We start from the raw sequence: 20,580 nt of genomic DNA on the forward strand, positions 1-20,580 counted from the left end.
TTTCTATGGCTACAACACCCATTGCTAAAGCACCAGAGGACGTTTTTGGTTATACGGCTGCTTTTGAGGAGGCACTGCAAAAAATTGGGCAGATTTCCCCGCCAGAATTTGCCAAACGATATGCCAGCAATGCTAAATATCTCCCTCAAATTAGCTTCGACCCAACTACTGCAAAGTTCTGGGAGGATTTCCATCAAAATAACCTGTTTCAACTTAATGCAGAAGAACTGGCAATTTTTAAGCAAAATGGCTTCGTAGTCAGCGAAAGGCTAGGAGGACATAATTTTGCCGACTTGTTCTATCGCATCTACAGCCACGATCTGCCAGTTTTCGTTTCCGCCGATGCGGTGCTTCATGCTTGGCATCGGTCATACGATGCGATTCTCGAAGAACTAGAAGAAACTTACTTGTCTAGTTCGTTAGATGAAATTCTTGAGGGGATGCAAGAGGGGATTCCCGACGCTTGGAATCAGTATAGCAAGGGAGTGCTTGGTGCAAGCATCCTCGATGCTGACTACTTCCTGAGCGTAGCACGCTCGCTGCTTGCAGGTGAGGCGATTAAGACTTGCTTAGATCGGGATGCCCGCGTTGCCACTACCCTTGAAGCGATCCAAAACGAGCAACTTCAGAAATTTGAACTATTTGGACGCTGGCGTGAGGTAGATTTTTCTCAATTTAAAGTGCGCGGACATTATGAGAACTCCGAATTGCTCAAGCGATATTTCCGTGCCATGATGTGGTGCGGCAGAATTGACCTCCGCATTGCTGAAATTCCTTCTGAATCCTCCCCGGCTGAATCCTCACCGCGAGAACTCGGCGCAGCAGTAATTCTTTACGATCTCCTCAAACAATCTGGTAAGTTTGAGCAATGGCAACAATTCGACCAATTACTCCAAACTTTTGTCGGTCGAACGGATTCCATGACCTTTGCCCAACTGGGAGATATTTTGTCCAAGGCTAAGATTAAATCCCCAGCAGATGTTAAGGGTTTGGGAACGTTAGAACAACTACAAGCTGATATCCTAGCAAGTTCGATCGGCTTTCAAGATATTGGCAGTCACTACTACGAATCCCCGTTTGGGTCGGAAAAAATTCAGCTGCCGCGATCGCTCACAGTTCTTGGTCAAAAGTTTGTTTTGGATAGTTGGGTGACATCCAAAGTTGTATACGACGATATCCTGTGGGACGACGAGAAAGTGGGTCGTCGTATTCCTACCTGTCTAGATATGGCGTTCGCTGCACTGGGAAACGACCAAGTGGTGCCAGAACTGGTCGATCGCATGACTGACAAAAAAGGACGTAAGTTCAGAGATGGACTCAACTATCAGCACAATTTAGCAGCAGTCAAGACTGTAATTGACGAGCAAAATCCAGCAGTTTGGGAAGAAAATATTTACATGAACTGGCTTGCCACGTTGCGCGAACTTTCTGCACCGACAACAGACTCCAAATATCCCGAAGCTATGTGTACCCGTGCATGGGGAATGAAGACGCTTAACACGCAATTGGCTTCTTGGACGCAACTGCGCCACGACACCATTCTTTACGTCAAACAATCCTACACTTTTATGACCAGGTGCTACTACCCGGCAGGTTTTGTGGAACCTCGATTCGCATTTTGGGAGCGCTTTGAGAAAATGGCTCTGCTAGCAGCCGATTTAATTGAAAAAACTCCCTTTCCAGATCGTTCAGTCGAAAAGTCTAACGAATGGGGTCGTAAATTTACGGTTCAACTCCAAGACCTACATAAAAGACAAACCTCATTCTTCAAGAACTTCGCCGAGAAGTTAGCCATCCTCAAAGGAATTGCCAAGAAGCAACTCGCACAAAAGAAACTCAGTGAAAGTGAAACCGAATTTCTGAAAAAGATTGTTGAGTTTGAAGATCGCGCATCCGGGAAGCGAACCTACAGCGGCTGGTATTTTGGTCTTTTCTATAAGGGTCATCAGGATTCTAAAAAAAGGGATGCGATTGTCGCGGATGTACACACAGACGTACCCGATCCAATAATGCGAGATCCAGGTTGTGTGCTTCATCAGGGCGTAGGTAATGTCGATCTGCTGATGATTGCGGTAGACAACGGTGAGGACAAAATGGTCTATGTCGGACCAGTGCTTTCGCATTACGAATTTGAGATGCCGGGAGTCTCGCGTAAATCAGATTCTGAGTGGCTCAATGACATTAAAATCGGTAAGGTTCCACCCCGACCAAACTGGACAAACAGTTATCTCGTACCTCTGACACCTGAAGAGATGATTCAGCGTGAATCTGACGATGAAGAATTTGATCGCTGGTAAAGAGTGAATTTTATTTGCTCTTATAGCTAGTTGCGATCGCACCTGAAGATTCAGAAGCAGTTGGTGGGATGCGATCGCAACCTAGACGCTTGAAAATTCTTTCTTGGAGCGATCGCTACCCTTCACGCCCAGTGTTTGTAGTAAGGACTTTAGTCCTGATTCAGCCACAGAAACAGGACTGAAGTCCTTACTACGAACGATTAGTTTGAATCAACAAATAAACGTCATCTTGTTTAAATTTTAACTGAAAATTAGGATTATTTTGCCGTTTATTCAATAAATTTTCCGCAAATTCGCGGCTACTTTTCCAACCTGGATGGCGCAAATTGAGCAAGATATATTCAAACTCAGTCAAGTCAGTCGGTGGTGAATCGGCGTTGGTAAATTTAATTAAACTTCGGTGCGCTAAATGCGGTGCAATATTATGGGTAGTTAAGACACTTTCTGAGGTTTGAATTTGAGCGATCGCATCCCGCGTAGCCTTCCAAGTATCCAGCGAATTCAGATAAATAGAACCAAAATAACCATACTTTGCCAATGCTAAAAAAGCGACTAACGACCAAATAATTATTCCTCGCGCTCGCAGCCATCCCCGCCCCGCAGCTAAGCTAGAAATTACTGCTAATAGCAGAAACGGCAAAACTGGCAGCGAATATTGATGCACTAAGTTTTTTTGAGTTAAGTCATCTGCAAGCAGGTTCATCGCCAACGCAGGAATTGCACCTATTAAAGGCGTTAAATGTCGCGGGTAAATTCCCCAAATTATCGGTGCTAATAACAGAACAAGATATTCTATATTAGCCAGGGAGAATAGACTTTTAATCAATAAACCTGGCTGAAGCAGAAGATTTTTTACAATTTCTGAAAAAGAGTTTCCTAAATGTTGATAGCGGGAAAGGTGACGCCCAATAGTTGCTAACTCGCCGCCGAAAAAGGGAATAATAAAACCAGTGGCAATTATAAACCACGCGATGCCAGAAAACAGAGCGATCGCACCGCACAAACGCCGCTTTTCAAACACCAGCAGCCACAATCCCATTGCTGCTACCGTTAAAGCTAATACTGCCTTACAACTCAGAACTAAAATAATGCAAACACAAAACCACCCAACAGCACCTAACCTCGCCGCCAAAACAGCTGCTAAAATTCCGGGTAAAGCGATCGCTTCTGGGTGAAAATCGAACAAATTTATATTAAAAACCAGCGGATATAAAAGATATACCGCCGCCATTGCGATTGCTTGTGCTTTTTTTAACCCAGCATCACGCGCTAAATACCAGGTAGGTAGAGCGCCAAATGCTAACGCCAAGGCTTGCACTGCCAGCAACCAATGAACATCGGGATAAATTTTATACAAGATTGCTAGAGGATATAACAAAAAAGCAGCGTGATCGCCGAGAATGTGAAACCCGATCAAAGACGAAATGGGAGATTGACCTTGGCTAATTAAATAAACCGCTTGGTCAAAAATGGCTAAATCCCACGCCGAGGATTGAAACAAAGCGTGCCGGATACTACTGGATGCAAAAAAAAGCAGAGCGATCGCAACAATTATGACGCCAATCGGATGGGATCTTAGCTTTACCCAGAACGAGCGAGGAAGGTTCAAGTTTCTATTTTTAGCTTTTTGCCCATTTTAATGGACACGAGGCTATGACCAACAGAAATTCACGCTTTTCTTGGTCAAGAAAGGTGGCGGTAGGGGCACGGCAGTATAAAACTTCTCTGCTTTGAGAATAATATTTGCTGGTGCCGTGCCCCTACAGGTTGTTCCACCGATTGATTCGCCAACAGAATCAATTACCGGCGTACCAGGTGCAGCCGAGGTCCTACCCCTGGATTAACCATAGATGCTACTGCTTCTGGGGGTAATTTTTCAATCTGAGCTTGCAACTGTTCCACCGTGAAGTGATAGCCTTGGTCTGCGGCAATCTTGATGAAAGTTTCTGGCTCGGTGGTGGCTTTAAGTTTTACTTGCAATGCCTCGTCTTGCTGTGCGGCTTTAAAAAAGCGGGAAGCGCAATCTTGGGTCATAAAAACATCTCCTTAATCAAAGCGCGATTTTGATGCAGTCATTAGACTTCTTCAATAACTCTTGTGGGATAGGCGTCTCGCCTGTCTTTGAGATTCTTTGTTGGAGAAGTCTAATCGAGGTAGAGCATATTATTTCGGCTGAACTGCCATATATCGCACCCGGTGCAGAAATGCGAACTGTAACATTCCTACTGAATCCCTTGATGGGCAAACATCAAGGGCGAATTGCCGATTAATTTTAATTGCCTACTGGGTAATGAGACGGGTGCAAGATCGGAGATCAACCGATGATTGTATCTGAAAGGATAAATCAAACTCCGCTAAACTTTACAAAATCTTGACATAAATTAAAATTTCCGGTATCAAAGCGAACCTACAGGCTAATAACTTTGTGCTGTAGGTAATGGGTAATGGGTAATGGGTAATTGGTAATTGCTAACTCTCCTCTACCCCTTTGCCCACCTGCCCACCTGCACACCTGCACACCTGCCCACCTGCCCATCCGATCCCCAAGCAATTTATAGTGGATGGCGACGAGATAATTAAGCAATTGTCAGCACCCCGCTCTAAAGACACGGGGCTTCATACCCCAAATCTTTAGGTAGCTGACCAGCCTAAGTCCCAACAACGGGGAAACGAAGTTATCGGCAAGTGTTAAAGACCTACCAGGGAATGCTTTGCTAGTTCGCAAGCTCCTAGAACTCAAGGGTTAAACAGTTTTACGAGGGGTAAGACAGTGCTTTTGAGATAGTACAGACCGATAACTTTGGCCTTGCTAACTTTACCCCAGCAATGGGTGAAATGGGAAAACCACTTCCCCAGGTCGGGGAAACCATACCCCTCCACCCCGCAAGGGGACGGCAATTAAAATAGCTCGTCTCTATTTCCCCACTTAAAAGATGGGGCTTCCATACTCCCAGAGGTTTAAGGTGAAAGCAATAACTCTACTTGGTTCTACAGGCTCTATTGGGACTCAAACGTTAGATATCGTGTCGCAGTACCCGGATCGGTTCCGGATCGTGGGATTAGCCGCTGGGCGTAACGTGGAGATGCTGGCGGCACAGATTCGGCAATTCCGCCCGGAAATTGCTGCCATATCGGATGCAGAAAAACTGCCCGCACTAAAACAAGCGATCGCAGACCTCGACCCGCAACCTATACTACTAGCTGGGCAAGCGGGTATCATCGAAGTTGCCCGTTACGGCGATGCCTCAGCCGTCGTCACGGGAATTGTCGGTTGTGCCGGTTTATTACCCACCATCGCCGCCATCGAAGCGGGCAAAGATATCGCCCTCGCCAATAAAGAAACTTTAATTGCAGGCGGCCCAGTCGTAAATCCTCTAGTAGAAAAATACGGCGTCAAGCTATTACCTGCCGACTCGGAACACTCGGCAATTTTCCAGTGCTTGCAAGGCTTACCAGATAAAGGTTTGCGGCGAATTTTACTTACCGCTTCTGGGGGTGCATTCCGCGATTGGCCTGTGGAAAAATTATCAGAAGTAACGGTAGCAGATGCATTGAAGCATCCCAATTGGTCGATGGGTCGTAAAATTACCGTAGACTCCGCCACGCTGATGAATAAAGGACTGGAAGTAATCGAGGCGCATTTCCTCTTTGGTTTGGACTACGACGACATCGAAATTGTCATCCATCCCCAAAGCATTATTCACTCGCTGATCGAACTGCAAGATACTTCAGTATTAGCTCAATTAGGTTGGCCTGATATGCGCTTGCCCATCCTTTATACCCTATCTTGGCCCGAGCGAATTTATACCAATTGGGAACGGTTGGATTTAGTCAAAGCTGGCAATCTTACCTTCAGGGAACCCGATCATGAAAAATATCCCTGTATGCAATTAGCTTATGCCGTAGGAAGGGCAGGGGGTTCGATGCCAGCGGTATTAAATGCAGCCAACGAACAGGCAGTCGCTCTATTTTTAGATGAAAAAATCCGATTTTTGGATATTCCCCGCTGTATAGAATGGGTGTGCGATAAACATCAATCAGATAATCGAGCGAATCCTTCTTTAGATGATATTTTGGCAGCGGATGAATGGGCGAGGCTGCAAGTGTTGGAAGCGATCCAGGTTTTAAGCGATCGCGTAGTTTCAGTTCGTTAAAATAACTAATAGACCTCTCCAATAACTCTTGTGGGATAGGCGGATCGCCTGTCAAAGACAGGACTTACGCACGACTCACCTATCACCAAAGTTTCTGCGTGGATCTTTAGTTTTAAAGCGACGATTTTTCAGAGAAACTTTGGTGTTTGCGTAAGTCCTAAAAGAGTTGGTTTTTTGGAGAAGTCTAAGGTAGAGACGTTACATGTAACGTCTCTACATCAATCCCAATCGAAGTAACCATTCATCCCATATCGATTCCGGTAGTAGGGGCGGGTTTTACCAACAATTGGGTGGAACCACGAGATATGCAAGTTAAACCCGCCCCCCCACGATGCCGATAGATATCATATCCTCTCTGGCTCGATCGCAGAAGTAATTAGTTAAAACAAGCAAAACTTATGCCAGTAGATTTAATTATTTGGATAGGAGCGTTAATCGTAGCTGGGTTAGTCTTAACCTGGTTGCTCAAGGTTGTGAAAGCAACTATTACCACTGCTATTTCAGTAGCCATCATCATACTAATTTTACAGTTAGCCTTTGGCATCGGCCCCGATCGCCTTTGGCAGCAAATCGTCCAAATTCCCCAAATTGTTTGGCAGCTGGTAACGGGTAAATAAGTCTAATTTCCTGTGATTCTGTTAGCCAAAAACCCAATGCCAGTTAATTAGTAATCGAGGTCAATTAATTTGATACTCGACTCGATTGCAAGCTTCATCAAATCTTTAAATATTTTTGCTCAAATTTATTGGTTACAAACCCAATGGACGCTTGAGCGTTCATGAGAGGTTATTTGATAAACCGATGGGGCTATATGCGGCTGGCGATCGCTTGTACATGAGTACCCGCTATCAAATTTGGCAATTGGACAATTTCCTGGCACCAGGGGAAGTGTATGGGGAATGCGATCGCCTTTACATCCCTCGCACCGCCCACACCACCGGCGATATCAACGTCCACGATTTAGTGCTGGACAATACACAACAACTCATTTTTGTCAATACCGACTTTAGTTGTTTAGCCAGCTCTCCCGTAGTTAAGGTGATAATAAAAACTGATGAATCCCCTGAGAAGCTCAATGAATAAAGGTTGTAGGTTGGGTTGAGGTACTACACCCAACTTATTAGCTGATAGAGTTGGGTAACGCTATGCTCAACCCAACCTACGAATTATTAGATAAATTTATCACTCTTAGTAGGGGAGAGCCCCTATACCCTTAGCAGCGATCGGTTATATCATATCATGTCCGGTCGATTACCCATAATTAGAAGCCGGGACACGGCACGAACAACGTTATCTGTTTGTCCGATAAATCTATGATGCCGTGTCCCTACGCAACGACAGAGTGAGGTTTTTTTATTATGGGCAATTCAACGGACATCATATCATTTCCCCTAGCAATGCTTATGCCAGTGTTTTTTGTATTGTAGCGGCGGGTTTAACCAATCAATCCGCGCCAAGAAACCGGGTTTCTATTAAAACTAGAGATCTAGGTCGAAACCCGGTTTCTTTTCTCGTTTATCTTCTTGGTTGTGGAGCGCGATACCGCCAGTTGATAACCTGTTGACGAGTGTAACTATCAATTAATTCTTGAGCGCCACCCTTAAAAGCTTTCCCGACAGCCTGCATTGCCCATCCTCCATCTTGGCGGTATAGTTCAGCCATAATCATTGCCGTTGCACCAGATGAAGTCTCTCCCAGATTGTAGCGTAGAACTTCTTCTTGATTCTGATCGTTAACTAAGCGCACAAACGCATTTTTTACTTGTCCAAAATTTTGCTTGCGTTCTTCTGCATCAAAAATTGTTACAGCGAAAACAATTTTTTGTACCTCAGCAGGCACTTTTTTTAAATTTACCTTGATAACTTCATCATCGCCCTCACCTTCACCTGTTGAGTTATCCCCCATGTGCTGAACTGATTGATTTGGATCGGGACTTGTCAGGTTATTATAAAAAACTAAATGAGAATCAGAAATTAGCTTTTCGTTACCACCTAAAAGAAATGCAAAGGCATCTAAATCGCAATCAACATTGTTATTAGATTGAACGTCCCATCCTAGACCTAAAAATACTTCGGAAAGACCGGGGTTGGTTTTGCTAAGCGATACGCCTTGTCCTTTGCTCAATAAAATGGCCATTATCTAAGTTTCCTGCTGAAAAAATATCAATAAACTTTTTATACACTAAGAGATTATCTTTTTATAGGTTTTTTGCATAATTTTATATTTATTAATAAAACTTCAATAAAGGCTGCTGCACTCTATAAGAGTTGGGCGATCGCAAGTTTTTGACTTTGATTAATTTAACAAACATTAATTTTCCTTGACAGCGATGACGAAAAAGATATGTGGAGCATCAGGAACATTGCGATCCGGAAATTGATAAGTAAATCTGCCAAAAGAAGCGCCATCTTCCCCTGGTTGAATCGCTGATGCTTGCCAACCATAAGCAGCAAAAAAAGATTCAGGTTCATCACAACTGGATTGCCAATATTTAGCCCAGGCATCAGACCCATTGCGAACAACTGTGTTGATAATATCGGCTCCGAAATAACTTCCTGATGCAGATAAATTAGTGATGGTTGTTAGCAGATTTTCAACTTCTGTTTGGTTGAGATAATAGAGAAATCCTTCCAATAGCCAGATGGATGGTTCTGAAGGTTGATAGCCTTGTTATAGCAGTAATTTAGACCAAAGTGATTCTTTTAAGTTAGCACAAATTGAGTGGTGAGTACACTGAGGAGCAATCCCGCTTAAAACGGATTCTTTATAATCCAATACATCGGGTTGATCGATTTCATAAACATGAGTTCCAAGTTGCCAATTCAGGCGAAAAGCTCTTGTATCCATTCCCGAACCCAAAAGAACTATTTGCCGTATATCATCGGAGTATTTATTCAGGAAATCATCAAAAAAGCGAGTCCGAACCGATGCAAATGGCCTGCCTTGTTTTTCATATTCTTCTAAGCGGGGAATGGCAGCTTCAATCGCTTCTTGACCTGCTAACTGTGCGGCGAAGGGGTCGGTAAACAAAGCATCAGGTCTTTGTGTTTCTATCGCCCGCCCAGCAGCCATAATTTTGGCGGTAAAACTGACACCAGTTTCTTTTGATTCAGGCATTTTGTTTCTGATACTGATTAATTCCGTTATTTATTTTACAGCGGCTTGCAGCCGCGTGAGGTACAGCGCAATCGCGCTCGTTTGTCAAGCGCGCACCCTTAAGGGTGCCGCTATACAAACCTTCGGTGTACCTCATTCGAGTGCAATCCGCTATAGTGCGTTAGTGGAAAGCATATGCGATCGCTAATTTTAATAGGATTTACGCGCCCAGACTAGAAACCGGGTTTCGACCTAGATCTCTTTTTCAGAGAAACCCGGTTTTTTGTGTAATTCCTGTTTAAGTTAATCAATGCCGTCACCAATGGTAGCTATAGCGAACAGCTAAAATAACGAGGGCTATCAAACCGGATTTCCTCTGGTTTATATTTTGCCTCTAAGTTTCGCAAATGCATTTTTTACGTCTGGTGGCAATTGTCGCATAATCTTGCCTTTTTCCATATCGACTGCGACCAATGTCACCTTCGCCGTTACATAGAGTTCCTGTCCATCAAGCGACTGAATTTGGTAATCCCAATTCAAACGAACCCCAGCCATTTCTAACATTCGCACCCTCACAACTGCGGTCATTCCCAGTCGCAAAGAGCGATGGTAGCGCACTGAAAGTTCTACCACTGGCAGATCGCAACCTAGCGCTACCAAATCGGCAAATTCAATACCAAGTGAGCGCAAGCATTCGACTCGCGCTTCTTCCATCCAAGCAATATAAGAACCGTGCCAAACTACACCAGCATAATCTGTGTGGTGAGGTTGCGCCCGCACGGGATATTCAAACCAGCTATCCGCTGAAATGTTAAGCAAGTTTTGGATAGCGTCAGTGGGTGGTAATTGAGGATTTTGTTCTTCAGACATAGCGGGAATTGCTAATTGCTAATTGCTAATTGCTAATTGCTAATTGCTAATTGGGAGAGAGAAGCTTTGCTCACCTGCTCAAGAGCTCACCTGCTCACCTGCTATATAATTTAACGGGGTTTGATCGTCTGGGGTGCGCCGACGGCAAAAACTTGACTGGGGTCGATGAGAAATTTTTCCGCATCGTAAACGCCTGACCAAGTTGCTAACAGACGCGCTGCCAGACGCAACAGTTCTGCTTCTGAATTTATACCCCAAAGTGTTGCTAAAGGCGAAGTGTCGCCTTTTTGTTGTTCGAGTGCCAACCGCCACGCCGGGGGAATTCCCGCCACGCTATTGTACGCCCCAGATATAGCACCGGCGATCGCACAAGTCACCTGCGCTTGCGGACACCGTGCAGCACGAAGCACAGAAAGACGCAAGTCTTCTATCGTACTCAAAAAACAGTAAAAGGCTAACGCCACCGGAAAATTAGGCGGCGGCGCTGTTTGACGCGGTATTAGTTTATTTAGCGCCATTTCTTTTGGCGCGCCTTGTTCTAATAAAGTTTGCACTTGTCGCAGTTGGGTTACCAGCGGCGTTTCGGCATCCAGATAGCTGATGGTTTGAGGAATTAGGGTATCGCGATTGAGTTTTTCTTTTAACGCACTGGCAATCGCATATCCAATCGCTAACGTCCCATCCTTTAACACCGAATCATCTTGCCAAACATCTGCCACCTGCTGCAAGTTTTGTCGCAGTTTTGCTTCATCTTCATGAAAAAATAAAGCTACCGGCACGGCAGAAATAATCGCCCCATAACCCTTAACGCTTTGAAGAGGACCCCCTGGCACGGGGACGCGGTGACGCTCTGAAGCGGGGTAAGAGGACACGGGGACATTTTCACTCGACCCTCTCCCAAGTCTCCCCCTCTCCCCGTCTTCTTGGTCACTTTTTGAGGCGGATTTGGTTTTATCCTTGCGACGCCGTCCCGGGGATTTCCCTGGATTAACCGACGCTTCGCCGGAGTTTTCCCCCGCCGACTCTTGCCAATCGGCTAAATCGAGTTTTCCCCGTCGAATCAATCCTTCGGTTCCCTTGACCACCAAGCGTCCCGAACCATACGGGGGTATAGACTGGGGTTGACCGAGCTGCCAGGACTCACCGTAAGCGCCCCAAATTTCTCCCATCGCAGTCCCCAGCAAGGCACCGCGAAACCGGCTCAAAAGGGAATACCGCATTAGACCATTTTAGATTTTGGATTTTAGATTTTAGATTTTAGATTCTAGATTTTAGATTCAATTTTAATCTCAAATCTGCCATCTAAAATTTGCTATTCTTATTGATTCTGCCTAATGTGGTGAATCAGCGCCTGTAATCCCAAACGATAACTTTCGGCACCAAACCCGCTAATTTGCCCAATCGCCACAGGTGCGATATATGAGTGATGGCGGAATTCCTCGCGCCGATAGATGTTGCTCAGGTGTACCTCAACCGTAGGAAGGGCAACGGCTGCGATCGCATCTCGAATTGCCACGCTGGTATGAGTATAAGCACCAGGGTTGAGCAAAATTCCCTGATGACGATATCGTGCTTCGTGAATCGCATCCACCAGCACGCCTTCATGATTCGACTGTAGAGTCGAAACATTTGCCTGCAACGAATGCCCTTCTGTTTCCAGCAGGCGGTTGATTTCATCCAATGTCACGCGCCCATAAACTCCTGGTTCTCTTAGTCCCAGCAGGTTCAGGTTCGGGCCGTGCAGTACCAGAACACTTAGTTGCTGCAATTGCTTAACTTAATGTGTGCCTGAGTTTCTAACGACGACGTCCTGGATCGTGGACAGGAATGGGAATCGGTTCGGGTTCGGGTTGCACTTCTGGCCCCAGTAGCGCTTCGATAATCTTCCGCGCCCATTCTTTCACCTTATCCAGTAGATCTTCGATGAAGTCCATTTAACAGACTACTCCTTCAATACAGCAGGCTACTTACTGCGCCTTGCGGCGAACACCCAAGCTTTCGCTGGGCTGGTTGGGGAGAACTCTTACACCCCATCGTTTCTGTATACTATGATACTGAATTTTATTAAATGACGGGGAGTCTAAGTATTGAGTTCTTTACTTTATGATAACCAACTTATCCAAAATCGTTAAGGTAGATTGTGAATTTCTTGCTTAATTACACAATAACTGACGCCGCAGGTGGTCGAGAGCCGTACAAGCACTGAAATGGCGAATCAAATCGCGGTCTTGCAGGGGGCTAAAGCGATGCTCGAAACTTTCTGCGCGATCGCTTGGCGCTGCCAGACCGATGTAAACTAAACCCACGGGCTTGCTATCCGTACCGCCGCCTGGACCTGCAATACCCGTAATGCTCAATCCCCAGGTTGTTCCCAAGCGTTTTTGCACGCCTTTTGCCATTTGCTTGGCTACCGTATGGCTGACAGCACCGTGGGTGGCTAAATCTTCTGAATTAACGCCTAGAAGGTTAATTTTTACCGAATTATCGTAAGAAATTATGCCTCCCATAAAATAATCTGAACTCCCGGCAACCGTGGTCAACATGTATCCCAAACCGCCACCCGTACAAGATTCCGCCACGCTGAGAGTTTCCCCAGATGCTTGTAGCAGATTCCCCACAACCGAAGCCAGGGTATCATCGTCAGCACCGAAATAATTTAACCCGCCAATTTGTTGCAGTTGTTGTGCTACGGGTTCAATTATTAAGTTGGCAGCGGAGGCAGACTCAGCTAGTGCCGAAACCCTCAACTTGACTTCTCCCCGACTGGCATAAGGGGCAACTGTAGGGTTTGATAGATTGAGGAAATCAGCTGCTGCCTCAGCCAGTGCAGATTCCGCAATCCCCCAAAATTTTAACGTCCGGCTGTAGATAATTTCTTTACCCCAACCTTGGCTTTTAAGATAGGGGACGGCGATTTCTTGCCACATCCGGTGCATTTCTAAGGGGACGCCTGGAAAAGTGAGAATTATTAGATTGGGGCGGGGTTGCCAGATAATACCGGGGGCGGTTCCCAAAGAGTTAGTTAGAATATCTGCGCCTTGCGGAATTAAAGCTTGCTTGCGGTTGCTAGGAGCCATCTCGCGCCCGCGACGGGCGTATTTTTCCGCGATATTTTCGATAATTTCCGCTTTTTCTACCAGGGGTGCGCCAAAAAAGTCGGCGATGGTTTCGTGGGTCAGGTCATCGGGGGTGGGGCCAAGACCGCCGGTGAAGATTAGGATAGAAGAGCGCGAGCAAGCAATCTCCATTACCTGTTTAATTCGCCCCGGATTATCCCCTACAACCGTTTGGTAATAGTGAGGAATTCCCAAGTCAGCTAATTGCTGGGCTAAAAACTGGGCATTGGTATTGAGAATATCGCCCAGCAGTAATTCAGTTCCGACGCAGATAATTTCAGCACTCATAGGATTTTCTTTGACATCCTCCCACACTAACTTTTCGAGTATAGTGTGAGCTTAACCTTGGGAACGATGATTTTCCGCCGTCATTCAATCATCTACGTATAAAAATTTACACCTTCCACTGTTGGTTCAAGGGATATCCTATATGGAACAGGACTGACGCAAAAAAACCCGGTTTCAATCGATTAATCGTTGGTTGACAGTCGCGACATTGACGCATCACCTTTGTTTTTGGCCCCGCGTGCGTAAGTCCTGTGGAAAACTTGTAGCGATGGTTACATGTTAACCACTGGTGTCAACTTAACCAGGACTGACGCTCATATTCCCGGTTTATACGAAAAATCGTTGGTTTGGCAACCAGAGATATGCATACCCTAGCTTGCGCGAACGACGGTCGAAACCGGGTTTCTGGCAACGCCCTTGCGTAAGTCCTGTTAACGCTAAGCGCCGTCAGGCTAAAGCCTGCGGCTATACAAACTAAGCCTGCCGACCCAGGCTCAAAAGAGGAACTAGCCCTTGTCTTGCGGGCTTTGCCTGTATAGCTACACCCGAAGGATTTTGCATTTGTGTTGGAACTAACGCAAAAATGCACGTAGGCTTTCAAGTTGATCGGATTTTAGACATTTGGCAAAAGAGCGGACTTTTCGCGCATTTGGGTGAGGAAGGAAAGTAATGAGCTTTTCTCTACCACGGATCGCTATCGGCGCAAACAGAGCAACATCTTTAGGAATCTCAAACTGAGAGTGCATTGCCTCTTTTGCCCACCTTCCAAGCACTACAACAACCCGTGCTGATGCTATTTCCAATACTTTTTGCAAATAAGTTTCAACACAATGTTTTTCTGCTTCTTTGACTTGGTATTCGTTCAGGGTGGAAGGTGACTGGGAAAAAACAACCTGACGACATGGATGCTCAACTGACGGATTTTGAATACAAAACTGTACGTGAGGACAACGAGCAATCTCATTTAACAACCTTGTCATAAATTTCCTAAAAACAAGACTTTCAATTGATTCAAATTATCACTCAGGTAGTAATAATAACTCAAGTTGCTAGTTAGATACAAAGAGAGTGGTAATGGGTAATGGGTAATAGGTAATTGTCAAGAGTAGGCTGCCAATGAATCCAATTACCAATTACCGAGCGTCAGAAACCCGGTTTCAGCGTCAGAAACCCGGTTGATTCGGAGATTTCTCGGTGTCAAACGCACGATTTTTCCGATCACCAAAGTTTCTTTAGCGTCAAACCCACGATTTTTCCGATCACCTTAGTTTCTTTGCCGCCAAAGCTTATAACTAGCAACTTGAGTTAATAGCGCTCGCCGCTAAAATTTCCAGTAAACCCTTACCCCTAAACGGATCGTTGGCAACACAACGCTTAAATGTATAGCAAATCACGTTTGGTAAAACTCCCCAGTTATGTCTGATGAAAGATGTTGATCCAGGGATGATCAACTGCAATCGTTAGTAGGCTTGTTAAAATGATTGTGCAGCCTGGTACAGCCAGGTCTATTGTGCCGATAGGAAGATGTTGTAAACTTTTCCTTGGGTTGGAATTGGCTCATGGCTATATGTAGTTAAGCAATAGCTGCCAGATAAGAAGAACAGATGTCAGGAAGTATGTCAAACTCAGAAATGCTATACCGAACTCTCGGCAGCACAGGCGAGAGGGTTTCTGCGATTGGACTTGGTGGCTGGCACCTCAGCTTGAAGCACGTCGATGAGGAACTGGCTATCCGGATTGTTCGCAGTGCGATCGATCGTGGCATCACTTTTATGGATAACTGTTGGGATTATAACGGTGGAGCCAGCGAGATTAGGATGGGGAAAGCGCTGCGCGATCGCTACCGAGATAAAGTATTCCTGATGACGAAAATTGACGGTCGCTCGCAGAAAGAAGCCGCGAGGCAGCTAGACGAATCACTACAACGCTTGCAAGTTGATTGCATCGATCTCGTCCAGCACCACGAAATCATCCGCTACGAAGATCCCCATCGCGTGTTCGACGAAGAAGGGGCAAATGCCGCTTTAATTGAAGCGCGTCAAGCTGGCAAGTTGCGATACATTGGCTTCACCGGACACAAACACCCCCAGATTCATTTGTACATGTTGGAAGTTGCAGCCAAATATGGGTTTAAATTTGATGCGGTGCAGTTGCCCCTAAATGTAATGGATGCCCATTTTTGCAGTTTCGAGAAGCAAGTTGTGCCGGAATTAGTGAAACAAAACATCGGCATTTTGGGGATGAAAAGCATGGCAAACGGGATTCTTTTAGGGTCAAATACGGTAACGCCGATTGAGTGTCTGCACTATGCCCTGAATCTGCCCACATCGGTTGTGATTGCGGGAATTGATAGTATGGAAATTCTCGATCAAGCGTTTGAAGCGGTGCAAACATTCCAGCCAATGAATGAGGAACAGGTGCGAAATCTCTTAGCAAAAACGGCACAAGCGGCATCACGCGGCGAGTTTGAGCCATTTAAAACCTCATCAATTTTTGACGGTACTGCCCAAAATCCCGATTGGCTGGGAAAGGAACCGCAGCGCATCCAGCAATTAATGTCAGCCTAATCCCAGAACGGATCGAATCGATTGATTTCAGGACTTACGCAAGACGAGAAAAGAAACCCGGTTTCTCAGGGGTGTGGTCAAAACCAGTTGGTCATATCGAAAAAATTTCACCGCGTCAGGAGCGTCCCCTTCCGCGTCAATCTCAACCAACTACTTTTGACCGCACCCGTTTCTCAGTCGCCAGAGAGTTGCCTCTGCCAAGGATTTTGCCCAGCAACCGGGTTTCTTTTGCATTGTTAGGACCTGGGCAAGCGCGGTGCCAGAAACCCGGTTTCTGCCCAGCAACCGGGTTTCTTTTGCATTGTTAGGACCTGGGCAAGCGCGGTGCCAGAAACCGGGTTTCTCAGTCGCCACAGAGTTGCCTCTGCCAAGGATTTTGCCCAGCAACCGGATTTCTTTTGCATTGTTTTTCATCTCTACTGCAAAGCGATTCGGTCAATGCTGTTATACAGCAGTCTGCGAACACCCCGTGTCAAGAGACTGGGGTGACCGCGTGAGACTTAGGGTTAACTATGGCACAGTTAGCTCTGGCTTGGGTACTACGTTCTGAGTATGTATCTTCAGCGATTATCGGTGCCAGTCGTCCGGAACAAATTGTTGATAACGCTGCTGCATCAGGAGTTCAACTGGATGCGGATATATTGGCAGCAATTGACCAGGTGCTGGTATCAGTTATTCGCAAATGAGGAAAGTAGTTTAAGTTGTTAAGCGACCTATGGGTTCATCCTGGAAACTCAAGCAGACAGACAAGTTTACAATGTAATAGCGTTCGTGTATAATTTACCAGTCAATGTAGAAATGTTATTTTATGGATAATCTGACTAATAAGGAAGTGGTTAGACAGTTTTTTGAAATCTATAACAATCAAGATTACGAAGCTGCGTACAAATATATTGCGCCGAATTATCTAGATCATGGGCTACCTCAAGTGCGAAGCGTCGAAGATGCAATTGAGATATTGAAGGGGACTCACAAAGCATTTCCAGATATCAAAGTGGTGATTGACGATCTGATTGAAGAAAACGACAAAGTTGTATTTCGAGGTCACTTTACAGCTACGCACCTAGGTGAGTTTGTTGCTATAGCTCCCAGTGGAGTGAAAGTAAAATTTGAGGCGGTAGAAATATTCAAGATTGAGAACCAGAAAATTACAGAATCTTGGGGGTATTGGCCCATGCATACCATTATAAATCAGATTACTGCTGCCGAAAAATTTAAGTAGGAAATTGTTATGTAGGGTTTGCCAAAAAAGTCTTCAGAGGCAATGTGAGAAGCTATAAAGATTACCAATCGCTAATTTTGTATGTCAGATTTACCGCTCCTGTTTCAAAATGTTCAGCTTTGACCAAATCAAATTTGGTTTCCTTGGGATCGTTCGGAAATAATTTGATTCCACTTCCAATAACGATCGGGAATATGCAAAGAATCATTTCATCAATTGCTCCGAGATTGAGAAGTTCAGAAATTATTTGTCCGCCACCAACGACATAAATATCTTTCTGACTTTCGGTTCTGATTTTGTCAATAGTCTTCTTGTCCAGTTGTAGGAGAACCTCTGTATTGTCGGTCTGTGGTGTGTAGTTCTCATTGGTTGTGAGAATGTAAATTCTACAGTTACTCTCAGCCCATTTTCCGCCCAGATTACGGCTTGCATATACTAGGTCTTCTTCGTAGGTTTTTCTTCCAATTATAACTGTATCGATGCCCGATAAGAATTGGGTATATCCGTGGTCAATCCCTTTTGGATTGGGAAGTTCAAAAAGCCAATCCAAAGAATCATTTTTTATGGCGATGTATCCGTCAAGTGTTGTCCCGATGAAAACTTTGATTTTGCTCGTATTCATTGTGTTTTAACCTCGTCAAACTCACGTTAACCTTTAAGAATTTAGACTTACTGTGAGGGTCTCCATATTTTCGAGATGACTCACATCATTCCAGACAATCAGACTCCAGCGTTTGTTAACATACTCAAAAACGCAGAGGTTCCCATTATGCAGCTTGAAGCGCCAACTATTTCCAGGTGGGAGACCAAGCACCATTTCAAAAAAAACCATCAAGAGACAACCATGAGTAACCACCACAACGGTTTCATCTAAATGTCGTTCAGCGATCGCATTCAGGACAAGACAGCCTCTGTCCTGACATTGCCTTAAACTTTCTCCTTCTGGGATGACGTATTCAAAGCCGATGCGTTCATAGTCTTGCTGCTCCTGGGGAAACTTCTGGTGCATTTCAGAGACTGTTAATCCCTGAAATATTCCCATATTCCACTCTCTTAATTCCGAGTCAAAAATAACTTTCTTTCCACATATTTCAGCAATGATGTTGGCTGTTTGAACAGCACGACCCAGGTCACTGCTGTAAAAAGTGGTGAATGAAAGACGGCGTAACCGCTCGGCAATAGCATACGCCTGCCGGATGCCTTTGGGTGTCAATGGACTATCGAGTTGTCCCGTCGCCTTGTTCTGTACATTCCACTCGGTTTCCCCGTGGCGTACAATGACCAGTTTCATCTAAAAATCTCCGTTCGTTTAGGAAACCGTGTGTTTATTTATAAGTTGTGACAGCGGTAATTGGTAATTGGTAATTGGTAATTGGTAATTGGATTCACAGGCTTTTGCCCTCAGTACAATTATCCATTACCCATTACCCATTACCATTTCCATAAGCCTCAACTCGTTATTCACCAATGGTGTTGGACTAAGTATTCTAAGCCCAAGCGAGAGGAAAACATCAGAGAGCAAGGTTCTTGCTCTCCAGGTAACAGTCCATGTTCCAGTAGAGCAAGAGCTTCAGCTTTACTGCGAATGGGAACCAAACAAGAATGCTCTCCCCACTGCTTTGAGCGAAAATGGCGATCGGGCATTTCCGTTTGCACCACAAAGACCAAATCAACTTCCCCCGTAATCGGGTTGCCAGACATACCAACAAACCGAGTATTCGTATCATTTAAGGTCATGGCAACATTCACTTCTTCCCACAACTCCCCTTGAGCATCTTGATAAAAATTGATGTCTTGAACTGTAGGAGAAAATGTAGCCCAACCCGCCACAAAATTGAGAACGCCTGTGTATTCCGATGAATTCAACCGCTTGCCGATGTAGACATTACCATCTGTAGTCAGAGGAACCACCGCCACCCCAATTCCTCTGGCAAAATAGGCGTAGGGATCTCGGTAATTTGTCAGACCACGCATCATCAGCTTGAGTGCTGACAACGGACTACGAGTCAAATCCAGACGACACTGGGGATAGCTAGTCGGTCCAACTTCCAGGGTGAAGGTGTCTTGACTGCGAGACCAGAATCCAGCCACTCCATTCCCAGACCAGCGGAGTTTGCGATCGTCATAACTTCCGGGTTTCGTGCCATCTGAGAGGAAACCAGTACGGATCTGGGGATTAATCGCAGCTTCCAAGTAAGCATGGAACTGCGTGTCAAGCGTACTTTCATCGTTGAGATTTTGAGGACCATGCCCCTCCCGCACCTGAATTCTGCTTACGCCTGCCACCTCATCGGGATGAATTAAGTGAACAAAGTCGCGACCTGCAATCAGCGCCTCAGATAACGCTTTACCCTGGGGTAAATCTGCCAAAGCTGCAACTACCTGCTCGCGACAGGCAAGATATTCGGAGGTTTGGGAGGGTAGAGATTTCAGCACTTTCCAATTGCTCGCAAAGCTGATAGAACTGGTGAATTTGAGCGATGATAAAATCTAGTTCTTCATCAGTCAAATTATAGGATGACGGCAAAGAAATTCCTCGCTCATAAGCAGATGTACTGACAGGATAGGTCATGCTTGGATCTGTCCAGTCTTGATAGCAAGGTTGAAGATGAAGCGGACAGAAAAAGAGTCGAGTTTGAATTCCCTGATTTGCTAAATAATCAGCCAGTTCATGCCGGTTTTCAGCATAAAAAGAAGTAAACCAGTGGACAGGTTTACAGCGTGGGTCAATAAACATCGGCTGCAACTGGGGCACATCTGCTAAACGAGCCATGTAAGCTTCATAAATTTGCTGTTTGCGCTTAATAATTGCAGGTAACTTTCTCAGCTGGGCAACACCAATGGCTGCCTGCATTTCTGTCATGGAGAAATTAAAGCCAATATGTTCGTGGACAAAGGTGCCGCGACGCGATCGCCCATGATTCTTCAGCTTGAACAGCAAGGAGCCTCTCACCTACCCGAAGGGAGGTG

At 45.3% G+C, this 20,580-nt stretch carries 22 protein-coding genes and 1 pseudogene; 8 read left to right on the forward strand and 15 right to left on the reverse strand.

Annotation, left to right across the window (positions count from 1 at the left end; all coding sequences use genetic code 11):
- The first annotated feature begins 5 nt into the window (after positions 1 to 5).
- Complete coding sequence (locus tag ACE1CM_RS05170) at positions 6 to 2,297, forward strand: DUF3160 domain-containing protein (protein ID WP_374876331.1); 2,292 nt, start codon at positions 6 to 8, stop codon at positions 2,295 to 2,297.
- A gap of 190 nt (positions 2,298 to 2,487) precedes the next feature.
- Here the strand turns inward: ACE1CM_RS05170 and ACE1CM_RS05175 are convergent, their stop codons facing one another.
- Both ACE1CM_RS05175 and ACE1CM_RS05180 read right to left on the reverse strand, forming a co-directional pair.
- Entirely contained in the window at positions 2,488 to 3,906 is a 1,419-nt protein-coding gene (locus ACE1CM_RS05175) for a DUF2079 domain-containing protein (protein WP_374876332.1), read from the reverse strand.
- Between the two features lie 191 nt (positions 3,907 to 4,097).
- On the reverse strand, positions 4,098 to 4,331 hold the full coding sequence (locus ACE1CM_RS05180; protein WP_374876333.1) for a Nif11-like leader peptide family natural product precursor: 234 nt from the start codon (positions 4,329 to 4,331) through the stop codon (positions 4,098 to 4,100).
- Positions 4,332 to 4,363: 32 nt separating this feature from the next.
- On the opposite strand from ACE1CM_RS05180, the gene ACE1CM_RS05185 reads away from it, so the two are divergent.
- The 4 genes from ACE1CM_RS05185 to ACE1CM_RS05200 all read left to right on the forward strand — a co-directional run bounded on the left by ACE1CM_RS05185 (position 4,364) and on the right by ACE1CM_RS05200 (position 7,534).
- Positions 4,364 to 4,567, forward strand: coding sequence for a hypothetical protein (locus tag ACE1CM_RS05185; RefSeq protein WP_374876334.1), 204 nt, complete (start codon positions 4,364 to 4,366; stop codon positions 4,565 to 4,567).
- A 693-nt stretch (positions 4,568 to 5,260) separates the two neighbouring features.
- Entirely contained in the window at positions 5,261 to 6,451 is a 1,191-nt protein-coding gene (gene dxr, locus ACE1CM_RS05190; RefSeq protein WP_374876335.1) for a 1-deoxy-D-xylulose-5-phosphate reductoisomerase, read from the forward strand.
- Between the two features lie 398 nt (positions 6,452 to 6,849).
- The gene (locus ACE1CM_RS05195; RefSeq protein ID WP_374876336.1) at positions 6,850 to 7,068 is read left to right on the forward strand and encodes a hypothetical protein; all 219 of its coding nucleotides are present in this window, start codon (positions 6,850 to 6,852) and stop codon (positions 7,066 to 7,068) included.
- A 115-nt stretch (positions 7,069 to 7,183) separates the two neighbouring features.
- On the forward strand, positions 7,184 to 7,534 hold the full coding sequence (locus ACE1CM_RS05200; protein ID WP_374876337.1) for a DUF4915 domain-containing protein: 351 nt from the start codon (positions 7,184 to 7,186) through the stop codon (positions 7,532 to 7,534).
- Between the two features lie 432 nt (positions 7,535 to 7,966).
- Here ACE1CM_RS05200 and ACE1CM_RS05205 read toward each other — a convergent pair whose 3' ends face one another.
- The 8 genes and pseudogenes from ACE1CM_RS05205 to ACE1CM_RS05240 all read right to left on the reverse strand — a co-directional run bounded on the left by ACE1CM_RS05205 (position 7,967) and on the right by ACE1CM_RS05240 (position 14,801).
- Positions 7,967 to 8,590, reverse strand: coding sequence for a TerD family protein (locus ACE1CM_RS05205; protein ID WP_374876369.1), 624 nt, complete (start codon positions 8,588 to 8,590; stop codon positions 7,967 to 7,969).
- A gap of 171 nt (positions 8,591 to 8,761) precedes the next feature.
- Positions 8,762 to 9,568 (reverse strand): annotated as a pseudogene (locus ACE1CM_RS05210) (SAM-dependent methyltransferase).
- A gap of 360 nt (positions 9,569 to 9,928) precedes the next feature.
- The gene (locus ACE1CM_RS05215; RefSeq protein ID WP_374876338.1) at positions 9,929 to 10,417 is read right to left on the reverse strand and encodes an acyl-CoA thioesterase; all 489 of its coding nucleotides are present in this window, start codon (positions 10,415 to 10,417) and stop codon (positions 9,929 to 9,931) included.
- Between the two features lie 110 nt (positions 10,418 to 10,527).
- Positions 10,528 to 11,637 carry an ADP-ribosylglycohydrolase family protein gene (locus tag ACE1CM_RS05220; protein ID WP_374876339.1) on the reverse strand — a complete coding sequence of 370 codons (1,110 nt, stop codon included), beginning with the start codon at positions 11,635 to 11,637 and terminating at the stop codon, positions 10,528 to 10,530.
- 98 nt (positions 11,638 to 11,735) lie between these two features.
- Entirely contained in the window at positions 11,736 to 12,185 is a 450-nt protein-coding gene (aroQ, locus tag ACE1CM_RS05225; protein WP_374876340.1) for a type II 3-dehydroquinate dehydratase, read from the reverse strand.
- 28 nt (positions 12,186 to 12,213) lie between these two features.
- Positions 12,214 to 12,351, reverse strand: coding sequence for a hypothetical protein (locus ACE1CM_RS05230; RefSeq protein WP_374876341.1), 138 nt, complete (start codon positions 12,349 to 12,351; stop codon positions 12,214 to 12,216).
- A 219-nt stretch (positions 12,352 to 12,570) separates the two neighbouring features.
- Positions 12,571 to 13,821 (reverse strand): competence/damage-inducible protein A, encoded by a 1,251-nt coding sequence (locus ACE1CM_RS05235; RefSeq protein WP_374876342.1) that lies wholly within the window; start codon positions 13,819 to 13,821, stop codon positions 12,571 to 12,573.
- A gap of 572 nt (positions 13,822 to 14,393) precedes the next feature.
- Positions 14,394 to 14,801, reverse strand: a complete 408-nt coding sequence (locus tag ACE1CM_RS05240) for a hypothetical protein (protein WP_374876343.1) — start codon at positions 14,799 to 14,801, stop codon at positions 14,394 to 14,396.
- Positions 14,802 to 15,437: 636 nt separating this feature from the next.
- Here ACE1CM_RS05240 and ACE1CM_RS05245 point away from each other — a divergent pair.
- Entirely contained in the window at positions 15,438 to 16,388 is a 951-nt protein-coding gene (locus ACE1CM_RS05245; protein WP_374876344.1) for an aldo/keto reductase, read from the forward strand.
- Positions 16,389 to 16,538: 150 nt separating this feature from the next.
- Here ACE1CM_RS05245 and ACE1CM_RS05250 read toward each other — a convergent pair whose 3' ends face one another.
- Positions 16,539 to 16,802 (reverse strand): hypothetical protein, encoded by a 264-nt coding sequence (locus ACE1CM_RS05250; protein WP_374876345.1) that lies wholly within the window; start codon positions 16,800 to 16,802, stop codon positions 16,539 to 16,541.
- A 98-nt stretch (positions 16,803 to 16,900) separates the two neighbouring features.
- Here ACE1CM_RS05250 and ACE1CM_RS05255 point away from each other — a divergent pair, with 98 nt between their 5' ends.
- Both ACE1CM_RS05255 and ACE1CM_RS05260 read left to right on the forward strand, forming a co-directional pair.
- Positions 16,901 to 17,074, forward strand: a complete 174-nt coding sequence (locus ACE1CM_RS05255; protein ID WP_374876346.1) for an aldo/keto reductase — start codon at positions 16,901 to 16,903, stop codon at positions 17,072 to 17,074.
- A gap of 122 nt (positions 17,075 to 17,196) precedes the next feature.
- Positions 17,197 to 17,610 (forward strand): ester cyclase, encoded by a 414-nt coding sequence (locus ACE1CM_RS05260; protein ID WP_374876347.1) that lies wholly within the window; start codon positions 17,197 to 17,199, stop codon positions 17,608 to 17,610.
- Positions 17,611 to 17,671: 61 nt separating this feature from the next.
- On the opposite strand, the gene ACE1CM_RS05265 is transcribed toward ACE1CM_RS05260, so the two are convergent.
- The 4 genes from ACE1CM_RS05265 to ACE1CM_RS05280 all read right to left on the reverse strand — a co-directional run bounded on the left by ACE1CM_RS05265 (position 17,672) and on the right by ACE1CM_RS05280 (position 20,551).
- The gene (locus ACE1CM_RS05265; RefSeq protein WP_374876348.1) at positions 17,672 to 18,232 is read right to left on the reverse strand and encodes a dihydrofolate reductase family protein; all 561 of its coding nucleotides are present in this window, start codon (positions 18,230 to 18,232) and stop codon (positions 17,672 to 17,674) included.
- 33 nt (positions 18,233 to 18,265) lie between these two features.
- Positions 18,266 to 18,901, reverse strand: a complete 636-nt coding sequence (locus ACE1CM_RS05270) for a histidine phosphatase family protein (RefSeq protein ID WP_374876349.1) — start codon at positions 18,899 to 18,901, stop codon at positions 18,266 to 18,268.
- Positions 18,902 to 19,071: 170 nt separating this feature from the next.
- The gene (locus ACE1CM_RS05275; RefSeq protein ID WP_374876350.1) at positions 19,072 to 20,046 is read right to left on the reverse strand and encodes a hypothetical protein; all 975 of its coding nucleotides are present in this window, start codon (positions 20,044 to 20,046) and stop codon (positions 19,072 to 19,074) included.
- Complete coding sequence (locus ACE1CM_RS05280) at positions 19,958 to 20,551, reverse strand: DegT/DnrJ/EryC1/StrS family aminotransferase (protein ID WP_374876351.1); 594 nt, start codon at positions 20,549 to 20,551, stop codon at positions 19,958 to 19,960. The genes ACE1CM_RS05275 and ACE1CM_RS05280 overlap by 89 nt, the downstream gene beginning before the upstream one ends.
- Between the last annotated feature and the right edge of the window lie 29 nt (positions 20,552 to 20,580).

Origin of the sequence: Microseira sp. BLCC-F43 (assembly GCF_041929235.1) — a bacterium.
In the GTDB taxonomy this organism is placed as follows: Bacteria; Cyanobacteriota; Cyanobacteriia; order Cyanobacteriales; family Aerosakkonemataceae; genus Microseira.

Excerpts from the sequence above, each read along its gene's own strand:
- ACE1CM_RS05170 (WP_374876331.1), top strand. The coding sequence starts at position 6 with ATGGCTACAACACCCATTGCTAAAGCACCAGAGGACGTTTTTGGTTAT.
- ACE1CM_RS05180 (WP_374876333.1), bottom strand. The coding sequence starts at position 4,331 with ATGACCCAAGATTGCGCTTCCCGCTTTTTTAAAGCCGCACAGCAAGAC.
- ACE1CM_RS05185 (WP_374876334.1), top strand. The coding sequence starts at position 4,364 with ATGCAGTCATTAGACTTCTTCAATAACTCTTGTGGGATAGGCGTCTCG.
- ACE1CM_RS05195 (WP_374876336.1), top strand. The coding sequence starts at position 6,850 with ATGCCAGTAGATTTAATTATTTGGATAGGAGCGTTAATCGTAGCTGGG.
- ACE1CM_RS05215 (WP_374876338.1), bottom strand. The coding sequence starts at position 10,417 with ATGTCTGAAGAACAAAATCCTCAATTACCACCCACTGACGCTATCCAA.
- ACE1CM_RS05220 (WP_374876339.1), bottom strand. The coding sequence starts at position 11,637 with ATGCGGTATTCCCTTTTGAGCCGGTTTCGCGGTGCCTTGCTGGGGACT.
- ACE1CM_RS05230 (WP_374876341.1), bottom strand. The coding sequence starts at position 12,351 with ATGGACTTCATCGAAGATCTACTGGATAAGGTGAAAGAATGGGCGCGG.
- ACE1CM_RS05235 (WP_374876342.1), bottom strand. The coding sequence starts at position 13,821 with ATGAGTGCTGAAATTATCTGCGTCGGAACTGAATTACTGCTGGGCGAT.
- ACE1CM_RS05240 (WP_374876343.1), bottom strand. The coding sequence starts at position 14,801 with ATGACAAGGTTGTTAAATGAGATTGCTCGTTGTCCTCACGTACAGTTT.
- ACE1CM_RS05245 (WP_374876344.1), top strand. The coding sequence starts at position 15,438 with ATGTCAAACTCAGAAATGCTATACCGAACTCTCGGCAGCACAGGCGAG.
- ACE1CM_RS05250 (WP_374876345.1), bottom strand. The coding sequence starts at position 16,802 with ATGAAAAACAATGCAAAAGAAATCCGGTTGCTGGGCAAAATCCTTGGC.
- ACE1CM_RS05255 (WP_374876346.1), top strand. The coding sequence starts at position 16,901 with ATGGCACAGTTAGCTCTGGCTTGGGTACTACGTTCTGAGTATGTATCT.
- ACE1CM_RS05260 (WP_374876347.1), top strand. The coding sequence starts at position 17,197 with ATGGATAATCTGACTAATAAGGAAGTGGTTAGACAGTTTTTTGAAATC.
- ACE1CM_RS05265 (WP_374876348.1), bottom strand. The coding sequence starts at position 18,232 with ATGAATACGAGCAAAATCAAAGTTTTCATCGGGACAACACTTGACGGA.
- ACE1CM_RS05270 (WP_374876349.1), bottom strand. The coding sequence starts at position 18,901 with ATGAAACTGGTCATTGTACGCCACGGGGAAACCGAGTGGAATGTACAG.